At 66.1% G+C, this 9,744-nt stretch carries 10 protein-coding genes; all 10 read right to left on the bottom strand.

All coding sequences use genetic code 11. The features are described from left to right. Positions 1 to 10 precede the first annotated feature (10 nt). Positions 11 to 505, bottom strand: coding sequence for a structural cement protein Gp24 (locus AC3WRI_RS09325; protein ID WP_492293201.1), 495 nt, complete (start codon positions 503 to 505; stop codon positions 11 to 13). Positions 506 to 517: 12 nt separating this feature from the next. Next, positions 518 to 1,843, bottom strand: a complete 1,326-nt coding sequence (locus AC3WRI_RS09320) for a DUF2213 domain-containing protein (RefSeq protein ID WP_492293199.1) — start codon at positions 1,841 to 1,843, stop codon at positions 518 to 520. A 1-nt stretch (position 1,844) separates the two neighbouring features. Continuing rightward, complete coding sequence (locus AC3WRI_RS09315) at positions 1,845 to 2,477, bottom strand: phage head morphogenesis protein (protein WP_492293198.1); 633 nt, start codon at positions 2,475 to 2,477, stop codon at positions 1,845 to 1,847. Beyond that, entirely contained in the window at positions 2,428 to 3,999 is a 1,572-nt protein-coding gene (locus AC3WRI_RS09310; protein ID WP_492293197.1) for a DUF1073 domain-containing protein, read from the bottom strand. Before AC3WRI_RS09310 ends, AC3WRI_RS09315 begins: the two co-directional genes overlap by 50 nt. Further along, positions 3,996 to 5,546 carry a phage terminase large subunit gene (gene terL, locus AC3WRI_RS09305; protein WP_492293195.1) on the bottom strand — a complete coding sequence of 517 codons (1,551 nt, stop codon included), beginning with the start codon at positions 5,544 to 5,546 and terminating at the stop codon, positions 3,996 to 3,998. Before terL ends, AC3WRI_RS09310 begins: the two co-directional genes overlap by 4 nt. Then, positions 5,497 to 5,907, bottom strand: a complete 411-nt coding sequence (locus AC3WRI_RS09300) for a hypothetical protein (protein WP_492293193.1) — start codon at positions 5,905 to 5,907, stop codon at positions 5,497 to 5,499. Before AC3WRI_RS09300 ends, terL begins: the two co-directional genes overlap by 50 nt. Positions 5,908 to 5,917: 10 nt before the next feature. Further along, on the bottom strand, positions 5,918 to 7,297 hold the full coding sequence (locus AC3WRI_RS09295) for a DNA methyltransferase (protein ID WP_492293192.1): 1,380 nt from the start codon (positions 7,295 to 7,297) through the stop codon (positions 5,918 to 5,920). A 276-nt stretch (positions 7,298 to 7,573) separates the two neighbouring features. Then, positions 7,574 to 8,191 (bottom strand): DNA-binding protein, encoded by a 618-nt coding sequence (locus AC3WRI_RS09290; protein WP_492293190.1) that lies wholly within the window; start codon positions 8,189 to 8,191, stop codon positions 7,574 to 7,576. Between the two features lie 9 nt (positions 8,192 to 8,200). After that, positions 8,201 to 8,704: a RusA family crossover junction endodeoxyribonuclease gene (locus AC3WRI_RS09285; RefSeq protein WP_492293189.1), complete on the bottom strand. Its 504-nt coding sequence runs from the start codon at positions 8,702 to 8,704 to the stop codon at positions 8,201 to 8,203. Then, a complete protein-coding gene (locus AC3WRI_RS09280) occupies positions 8,701 to 9,705 on the bottom strand; it encodes a YdaU family protein (RefSeq protein WP_492293188.1) in 1,005 nt (334 codons plus the stop codon). The genes AC3WRI_RS09285 and AC3WRI_RS09280 overlap by 4 nt, the downstream gene beginning before the upstream one ends. Positions 9,706 to 9,744 lie beyond the last annotated feature (39 nt).

Genomic DNA, 9,744 nt, shown 5'->3' with positions numbered 1-9,744 from the left:
GATTTGCCCCTTAGATGTTGTAGGCGATCTCGACGTTGCCGTTGGCGTCGCCCGCGTTCATGAACGTGGCGCCAACGACTGCGATGGTGTTGGCAGCGTCAGCAGCCGCTTCGATGCCGCCAATCGGCTTGCCAGCAGCGGCAGCGGCCACGCGGACATACACCTGGCCGCCGATGGCCGGCGTGCCGGCGTTGTTCTTGACGGTCATGTAGCCGCGGCGCATGACGTCCGCGACACCGGTGGTGGGCGGCGTGGCCGTGCCCAGCGGTTCCGAGCCGGCGCCGCCGGTGGTCGGGTACGGACGGACCAGCAGGCCGTAGACAGCCGTGGCTGCGTCGCCGCCGGCGATCGGCACGAACTTGCCGGCAGCGATCTTGCCGAACAGGCCGTAGCCCGGGAACGGCAGCGCCGAGTTCAGGATCTGCGCCTCGACGGTCGCCTGCGACTGGCGCGAGATATCCCCCGGAATGCCCGAGGCCATGCGATACAGGATTGCGTTGCCCATGTTCGGGACTCCTTAGTTGGCGGACCGGTCGGCCCAGTACTTGCGATTGGCGGCGTTGATGTCGGCCACGGTGCGGGCCTTGCCGAAGTCACGTGTCGGCGCGGCGCTGCGGCCGGTGCCGGCGTTGTTCTGGGCCTTGACCAGCTCGCTCGCGCCCATGAACGCGGCATTCACCAGGGCGGCGGGCAGCTTCTCGAAGTCAGCCGTCAGGCCGCCCAGGAACGGGCCAATGGCCTTCTTGCCAGCGTCGGTCTGGTAGGCCAGGTCCAGGGCCTTGCGCTGGCACTTGCACAGCGCGGCGGCGCGGTCCTTGGTCGCCATCTTGGCGTCCATGGTAGGCAGCTTGATGCCCGGGGCGAGGATCTCCGCGCGCGACGGGATGCTGGCCGCGGCGTCGCCGGTGTACAGGTCGACCTCGGACTGGTTCAGCTTGCCGGCGGTCTCGGGGTCGGTGAGGTCGCCGTCGTCGCCGGTCTTCTTCTTGTCCGGATCGTCTTCGTCCTCGTCGTCGGTCTTTTCCTTCTCCGAGTCCTTGGCTTTGCCCTTGCCCAGCGCGGCGATGGCGGCGTCCTGGGCGTCCATCCGCTTCAGGATCGTGCGCAGCACGGCGGAATCACCTGTCTTGCCTTCGTTTTCCTTGGCCTCGCGCGCCTCGCGCTCTTCCTCGGACTCCTCGTCGGTGGCCTTGGCCTCTTCGATGGCTTCCTCCATGGCGGCTTCGTCGCCAGCCTTGAAGGCCGTCATCAGGCGATCCCACACGGTGCGCTTGCCCTTCGGCTTGCTGTCTTTGGTCTTCATGTCTTCGGGTTCCTTATCGCCGATCGCGCAGCGCGGGCCACACCGGCCGCGCTCGACGAGGGCTACGTGGTTGACAACGATGTTCCGCTGTACCCCGCGGCCGGGTGATACCTGTTCGTAGTCGGCCTCATAGCCGAGGCTGACCTCTTCGATACCGTCCGTCTGGATTGCGTCGATGGCGCCCTGGTCGGTGACCAGCAGGTCGGCAATCAGCAGGTCGTCCTCGATGCCGGCACCGCGGCGCAGGTTGAGCATGGCGCCCTTCCCAAGCGCGGCGAAGTTGGCCGGCGTGACGAAATCCTCGGGATGGTCCAGCGTCACCGGCTTGCCGATGCAGCTCGCCAGCGTTTCGGGCCGGAAGACCTCGTCCGGCGTCCGGCTGATGCGGATCAGGCCGTCCGGGCCGGGCTCGACCGGCACCTCGCCCGGGCCGTACAGCATCTCGCCGGTACGCGCGACGGGCACTTCCTCGCACAGCAGGAAGCCCTCGGGCGTCAGCGAGCGCTTCGGGCCCAGCTTCTGCACGGTGTAGAAGCGCATATCAGTCCTCGGGAATCACAGGTTCGGGATAGCAGCGGCAGTTCGGAAACTGCCCGGCGTGCCCGGTCATGCCGTCCAGCGTCGGCGGGGCATCCCAGGCCACGAACTGGCCGTTCATCTTGCGGTGCGAGTCGCGCACGTCAGCGTCACCGGACGTCCGCCAGAAGTAGCCGGGCGAGCCGACATGCAGCGCGCGGGCTTCTGTCAGCGTCGAGGCGGTGCGTGCCACCTCAGTCCGGGCGATCAGGTCTGCGCGGCTCTTTGCCACGCCGCCCGATGCCTGGATGGCCTTCGAGATCTCCGACGCCCTGGTGCTGTCTTCCAGACCCTCGATCGTCAGCCGGTGCACGCGCTCGGCAGCGTCCAGCGGGATGGACTTGATCAGCCCGACCTGTTCGGCCATCAGAGAGCGCATCGTGGCGCCAGTGGGCGCCGTCCGGATCTCCAGCTGCAGCGCCCGCGACATCTCGCGGGCCTGCTCCATCCAGGCCGATTCGTCCCGGCGGTTCACGTCCGCGAGCATCCGGGCCGCGGTGGCCTCGGCCCAGGGTGTCAGGGCCTCGGCGTACCGCCGCAGCAGCTGCTCAATCGTCGGCGCCGCCGCGGGATCGCCAGGCGGAAAGCCATTGACCAACGCGCCCACCTGGTGCGCGACCTGTCGGAGCTGCGTCCTGTACTGTCTTTCCGGCCCGCTTAGCTTGACCGGGTTTTTCCGGCCCTTCTTGCGGTCGGTCGTTCGGGTCATCAGCATTGGGCAATTCCATCTCGGGCACCGGGGGCGGCGCGTTCTCGGCGTCCTCGATTGCTTCGTCCGTGATGCTGGTGAAAACGCCCGTGGCGTGGCTGGACTGGCGCAGTTCCTTCATGCCAGTTGCAGCGTCGATCAGGCCGGCATCAAGCGCCGTGGTCACCGCCTCAGTCACCGTCTTGGCGTTGTTCGCCTTCTCGGTGTCCGACAGCTGCCACAGGGACGTGAAGCTGAACGCGAAGCCCTTCGGAGGCTTGGTGCCCAGCTCCGACCGAACCAGCACTTCGAACAGCCGCGTCAGCGGCGCCCGCAATCGGCGTTCCTGCTGCTGCTTGATGTTGTCGTAGTACGTCCGCAGGTCCGATTCGCCGGTGCTGTTCAGCCCCGCGGGCGACTGGCCAAACAGGCGCACCAGCGGGATCTGCAGCGCGCCCGAGAGCTGCTGGCCGAACTGCATCAGCACGTTGTCCAGCCCGGAGAACTGGTACGTGTCGGTCTGCATGTCGTCGGCCGCGTCAACGAGCGTCAAGCCTTCGTTCGACTGAAACCGGCGGATCATGTCCACGTTCTTGATCAGCGCCTCAAGCGCCGGACCGCCCATGGCGATGATCTCGCGCAGCTTTTCCACCTTCAACGTGCGCAGGTGCGCCTTGTAGACCAGCTGCGCCGCGCCGACGGTGGTGCTGTCGAACGCCACCAGCCTATCGATCAGCCGCTCAATGACCGACTGCCCCCACAGGTTCTCGCTGATCTTCTGCCAGTACGGAAGCTCGACACCGTCGATCCGCAGCACACGGGTGTAGTGGATGCGCTGGCGCCGCAGGGCAATGCTGTCGTCCACCACGTCGTAGTACCGCGGCATGCCCATGTCCGGACCCATCTCCGTGACCAGGTCGGTCAGGGACGGCTGCACCAGCCAGCGATCCAGGACGAACAGGCCCTTGAACTGGTCGCGGCTGACGGTATCCGGCCGCAGAGGCGTGGACGGGTTCTGCCCGTCGATCAGCATCACAGCCACGGCGCCACCGTACAGGCGGCCCCATTTGATCGTGTCGTTGATCCGGTCCCATAGCGCCATGCGCTCGAAACCGGCCGTCAGCTTGTCCCTGTCGCCCGGGTCGAGATCGGCGTCCAGATCAACGCCCGCGCGCGTCATGTCTTCGGCAACCACGTCCACAGCCTGGCCGACCACCCACGACGAGCGGTACATGGCCTCCAGCTGCACACGGTTGCGGCTGATGAAGTCGAAGCCGTAGCTGTATTGGGAGGCCTGGTTGTTGGTGCCCAGGCCGACGCGCGCCTCGAAGTTCTGGAAGCTGTCGCCGCTGATCCAGCGCTTGGCGCTTGCGGACGCGGCCACATTGGCCTTGTGCGCCCGTTGTAGCGCCTTGCGTTGATTGCGGTTCATTGCTGTCCGAGTATTGTCCAGATGTCCATCGAGCGGCCGCCGGCCAGCATGTCGTTGATCGCGTCCACCAACGGGTCGATCTGGTCGTCATGCGCGTGCGTGTCGTCAGGGGTGAAGGCGTCGCATTCCTGCGTGAAGTCGCTCACCCATTCCGCCACCTCGGGAATCATCACCAGGCCAGCATCGATGTAGCTGACCACGTCCATGACGCGCACCAGCTTGTCGCGGTGCCGCTCGATGCCCTCGACTGGGATGGTCCCTGACGCCTGGATGTCCTGAATCAGCCCGGTGCCGCTGGCCTTGTCCTCGACGCGCATCTTTACAAGCGCCGCGCCGAAGTGGAAGTCGTACGGCAGGTGCTTGTTCCAGAAGTCGATGGCCTTCTGCCGCAGCTCGGGCGCCGGCCACTTCCCCCGGATCTGGTCCAGCAGGTAGATGCGGCCGTTCTTGCCGTGCCCCCAGCACTGCAGCACGCTGTAGTCGTTGCGCTCGGCGGTCTTCTGTGCCGTGTCGGCATAGATGACGCGCTTGTGCAGCTCGGGCGCTACCGTGTACCGCCCGAAGTTGGCACTGCGGATGATGCCGCCACCCAGCGGGCTGGGGCGCTGCATGTACTGCCCGCTGAACACGTACCGGTCAGCCTTCTCACTTGCCAGCAGGTCGTCGAGCGGTTCCTTGTAGGGCCAGTAACTGAACCGCCCGTCTGCGTCCTTCTCGCCCAGCTCGACCATCGCACGGATGCGCTCGGGCAGAGCCTCGACGTATTCGTCGGTGATCAGCGCCGGGATCTCGATGAACTCCCAATCGCCCGGCACCTTGCCGGCCTTGATGAAGCCCGTCGGGTCTTCCTCGGCCAGCCGCTGCATGATCACGATGATCGGCGTGTCCGGGTTGGCCTTCCGGCTCTTCACCGTGGACAGCAGCTTGCGGTTCGCCTTGTCGCGGTTCGGCTTGCTGTACGCGTCTTCGACCTTCAGCGGGTCGTCGATGATGATGGCGCCCTGCCATCCGTCGGTCATGTGCCCCGCGCGGAAGCCGGTAATCTGGCCACCCAGCGATACTGCGTACACCCCGCCGGCCTTCTTGCCGTCGGCGATGACGTTCCAGCGCTTCTTCGACTTCGCGTCTGGCGCGATCGCCAGCGGCCACAGCGCCTGGAACTCGTCCGACTGGACAATCTCGCGCGCTGTCTCGCTGTTCAGCAGCGCCAGGTCATCCGAATACGAGATGTGCAGGAACCGCGCACGCGGATTCACCGCAAGGCCACGGGCGATCAGGTTGATCGCTACCAGCTCGGTCTTCGACGAGCCAGGCGGGACGTTGATGACGACGTTCTTCAGCTCGCCATCGATGACACGCTGCACCGTGTCCGCGATCAGCACATGGTGCCAGTTGACGCGGAACTTGATGCCTTGGCGGTGCTTGAAGAAGTACCGGCTGAAGAACAGGTGGTCGCGCTCGCACTTCGCCTTCAGGACGGCCCGCTCGACGGCTGGGTCAATACTCGTCCTCGAGCTTGGCGACGGCGGCTGCGACCTGTTTTTCATCGACGACGGTGGTTCGTTGCTCGACCGGCCCGCCGTCCTTGCCTGTCAGTTCGATCCCTTGGGCCGGCTCCTTCCATCCTGCCCGCACCTTCATCCAGAAGATGCCAGCGGTCACAGCGCCCTTACCGTTGCCGGTGGCATGCCTGAACAGGTTCTGCGCCACCAGGGCGTTGGTCTTGCCCACCGCGCTGTCCAGCTCGGCCCGGAAATGCACGCGCAGCGTCTTGGCCGTCAGCGGCTTGCCGGTCTGCGGGTTGATCACCTGGGTGGCGATGTACTCATGCGGCGCGCCGAAGCCGGCGAGCGACGTGACCACGCGGCGGTCTTCGTCGGTCGGCTGGAATGGTTTGCGTCCCGCCATGGTGAAACTCTCAGTCCTCGGCTTCCGGGAACAGGTCGTCCGACACGTCCACGTCGCCGCAGGCGGCCACCGCCCGCTTCCAGTCGCCCTTCACGAACACCAGCACATTCTGGTGCGTCTTGCCCAGCTTCCGGCTCGCCGCGAACTGCTTGCCGGCCCTGATGGGCAGGCTGCCGTAGGCGGTCAGCAGGATGGCCTCGTTGTACAGATGCGTGCCGGCGTCGAGGAACGCCTCGATGGTGTCGGCCACGAAGTTCCGGTAGACGCCCGTGCCGCGCTTCTCGCGCACGTCGCCAACCACGAAGCAGGCAAACCGGTTGGGCTTGAGCTGACCCACGGCGCCCGCGATCACCTCGCGGTAGGCCGTCAGGAAGGCCGGGTAGCCCATCGTGGACAGGTCGGCCGGGTCGTCCGAATAGCGTTCCAAGTCCGCGTATGGCGGGCACGAGAACACGAAATCGGCCTCGACATCCGCCAGGCGCCGCCCGATCTGCCGGCTGTCACCGACGTGCCAGGCGGGCGCCGGATCTTCCGGCTGCAGCAGGTCCAGCTGACCGCGGTTGGCCTCAACCTGTTCGGGCCGCAGGTCCATGCCAACGTACTGCCGCCCCAGCCGCGCCGCGACGATGCCGCGCACGCTGCCGCCAGCGAATGGGTCCAGCACCAGGCCGCCGGCCGGGCAGAACCAGCGGTAGGCCAGTTCGCACAGCACGGGGTCGAAAACGCTGGTGCGGTGCTGCGTGGCCGGGCCGCCCGCCTTCTGGTGGTCGGAGGCCGAGGCATACGCCGGCGCGTCGCGGCCCAGCTCGGACTGAATGCCCAGCGCCAGCCAAGCCTTCTTGCGTTCCTGCCACGCCGCGTCGCGCGCGTTGAGCGTGCTGAACGGCGGAACCATGAAGCGCTCGGCCAAGGATTGGCCACCACCACCGCCGGGCCCTGGCTGCTGCGGATCCAGCAGCTCGGCCAGCTCGCCGGCATCGAAACCGGTCAGCGACAGGTCGAATCCCGCGTCCCGCAGGTCCAGCAGCTCGCCGGCCAGCAGGTCAACGTCCCAGCCGGCGTTCTCGGCCAGTTTGTTGTCCGCCAGGATGTACGCGCGCCGCTCGTCCGGCGTCAGGTGCGACAGATCGACCGTTGGCACCTCGCCCGGCACCGGGCAATTGGCGATGGTCTCGCCGTCAGCCCAAAGCTGCGTGGCGGCTTCCAGCCGGCCGTGGCCAGCCAGCAGCTCATCGCCCGCGGTCAGCGCCGGGTTGGTCCAGCCGAACTTCCGCAGCGACGCCTTGATCTGTTCGATCTGGGCGGCGCTGTGCGTCCTCGCATTCCGCTCGTACCGGACCAGGTCGCTCGCCGCGCGGTAGCGGATGGCGAGCTGATCGGTCTTTTTCATACGCGGTAGAAATGCGAAGACGGGAAAGAAAAACGCCCGGAACGGGTGACCGGGCGAACCACCTGGGAGGGGGTGGAGGAGACAACGGTGCGCGACGGATCAGCCGTCGCAGTTGGGCCAGCACGCCTGTGCCCAGACGCCCCAGAGCAGAAACCAGTAGGTCGGCAGGAACATGATCGCGGGTCCCAGAAACGCAAAAGCCCGCTTGCGCGGGCTCTGGACGTAGTTCGGAGGTGTATCGAATTGAGGCGATTTTTGTGCATGATTTGCACAATGTCAAGCCACCTCCTCGATTTTCACCATCGCGGCGGCCTTCAGCCGGATGTCGATGGCGGTCCAGGCAACCGATTCAACCCCGGGCGCGGCCATCAATCCGCGCTTCTTCTCGCCTTCAATCCAGACCTTCAGCTTGGTGTTGTGGGCGCTGACCGTGTTGCGGTGCGCGCCGCAGTCTTCCGCGATCTGCTGCAGGTCGATCCGGACGCCGAAGATTTTTTCCAGGATCGACCGGCGGACGCGGTAGTGAGAGAACGAGCCGGACAGCTGCTGCATGGCCCGCTCGGTCAGCCAGACGATGGCCGCTTCCCATTCCGGGTTGGGGCGCCGGGCAGCGCAGCATGGGCGGCCGCAGTCGCAGAGGATGTCGCGCGGCGCACAGCGCGCGGTCAGCACGGCCTGGTGCAGCTCGGGCAGCATGCCCAATTCGGCGCGGATCATCCCGGCCTGCGCGGCGCCGTCAACGCCGACCAGTCCCTTCCCTGACCCGATAGCAGGCGTCATGGCCTTGTTCATCGCCGAGGCCTGGAACTGCTGGCCCGAGTAGTTGAACGCGAACACCAGGGCGGCGTGCGAGCTGTCGAAGAGGCGTTCTTCAGTCATGTTTTCCCCCGTCAAATTCATTCCTCACGCCGCCAGCAGCGGCAGTTGTTCCACGATGACCCGCACGCCGGGCGTGGCGCAGTAGCGCTTGCTGATGCGTAACTCGACAGCCTGGGCGTCGTCGATCCACACGATGCCGTTCATGCCGTCCTCGACTGCCTTGACGATGTTCGAGGTGTCCGGCTTCTTGGTCGCCGCGATCTGCCCAGCCTCGGCTAGCTGCTGGCGCTTCTTGGACCAACTCGCCGGGATCTGCAGCCGGATGTCCAGCGTCAGCTCGACCGGTCCATCGAATGGCGTGCGGCCTGCCATGGCTTCCTTGGCGGCCAGCTTGACCAGGTTCTCGAAGATCACGGTCTTCTCGGGCGTGTGGTGCTTCACCACCGGGCGCCCATTGACCAGCAACGGCTTGCCGTCGCGCATGACAGCGGCGCTGCGGGCTCGGCCCTTGGCCACAGGCTGGCCGGGAACGGTGAACGCCACGCGGCGCAGCACGGGCTTGGCTTGGTCGAAAAGCGATTGCGTCATGCTGCCACCTGACCCGGCGTCACGCCGTACATGAAGCGGTACACCCGCTGGAACTCGTTGGGGTTCATGCGCTCGGCCTTGCTGACCTCGCGCTCGATGCGCTGCTGCTCGCCGGACTCGCGGATGACCCGCAGCCGGTACCAGAGCCACGCCTCGCCGTCCTGCTGCGGCGGAATGCCAAGCTCGGCGGCCTTGGTCTGCACGCCCTCGGTGGTCTCGTCCCAATCGGCCGCGGGCGGCCCGCCAGGCTGGCCCTCGGCCAGCGCCTCGTCCACGAACGGCTCGAGGAAGCCGGGGTTCACCGGCGACGGGTCGTTGTCGGCAGCCCGTCGCGCGCACGCGAAGGAATGAGCCCGGAGCAACACCGGCAGCACGACGTGCCGGGTCTCAAGCCGGAGCAACGCCTCGTGCGCGCGCGAGGACAGCCGCAACGTCCTGCCCCGCTCGGCCTCGAGCAGCACCAGCTGTTCGCCGATCGCGTCAGCGGAAAGCGGCGGCGGCGGCGAGTCCGAGTTATCCACAGGCCCTACCCCCTGTGAACTCCCTACGCCGCCGTTTACGCTTTGGTTTATATGGCTATGGCTATGGTTAACCAGCGCGGGTTCTCCACTGGGTTCGGTTTGGGTTCCAATTTGAAAACCCAATGGGTTTTCTTGTGGGTTATCCATGGGTTGTGTTTTCCGGGGACGACCACCCTTTTTCCCGTTCTCTCGGTTCGCGTCAGACTTCGGTTTGGCTTTCTCGATCTCGGCGTCAATGCGCTTGTGCCGGAACCCTTCTGCAGAGCCCTGGAAGAACTCGGCGAGCACGCTGTCGACGGCCTTCTGCTCGGCCTTATCGGTGGCACGCGCGATGCGATACACCGCCTTGCGGTCGGCCGGCAGCGGCTTCTCCGTCGAGTAGTAGAAGTCCATCAGGCGGTTGTATGCCCCGTCCTCGACCATCGACAGATGGACCGTGTCCCTCGCGTAGTCGCCGGTGTATCGCTTGTAGAAATTCATGCTGCAACCTCATGCCATGCTGTGCAGGCGTACGATTGG

The organism is Cupriavidus sp. FW305-27 (genome assembly GCF_058787995.1).
The sequence above is the reverse complement of the archived record's forward strand: the minus strand, read 5'-3'. Positions and strand labels throughout refer to the sequence as shown.

Coding starts and splice junctions, on each gene's coding strand:
- AC3WRI_RS09325 (WP_492293201.1), bottom strand. CDS start 505: ATGGGCAACGCAATCCTGTATCGCATGGCCTCGGGCATTCCGGGGGAT.
- AC3WRI_RS09320 (WP_492293199.1), bottom strand. CDS start 1,843: ATGCGCTTCTACACCGTGCAGAAGCTGGGCCCGAAGCGCTCGCTGACG.
- AC3WRI_RS09310 (WP_492293197.1), bottom strand. CDS start 3,999: ATGAACCGCAATCAACGCAAGGCGCTACAACGGGCGCACAAGGCCAAT.
- terL (WP_492293195.1), bottom strand. CDS start 5,546: ATGAAAAACAGGTCGCAGCCGCCGTCGCCAAGCTCGAGGACGAGTATT.
- AC3WRI_RS09300 (WP_492293193.1), bottom strand. CDS start 5,907: ATGGCGGGACGCAAACCATTCCAGCCGACCGACGAAGACCGCCGCGTG.
- AC3WRI_RS09295 (WP_492293192.1), bottom strand. CDS start 7,297: ATGAAAAAGACCGATCAGCTCGCCATCCGCTACCGCGCGGCGAGCGAC.
- AC3WRI_RS09285 (WP_492293189.1), bottom strand. CDS start 8,704: ATGACGCAATCGCTTTTCGACCAAGCCAAGCCCGTGCTGCGCCGCGTG.
- AC3WRI_RS09280 (WP_492293188.1), bottom strand. CDS start 9,705: ATGAATTTCTACAAGCGATACACCGGCGACTACGCGAGGGACACGGTC.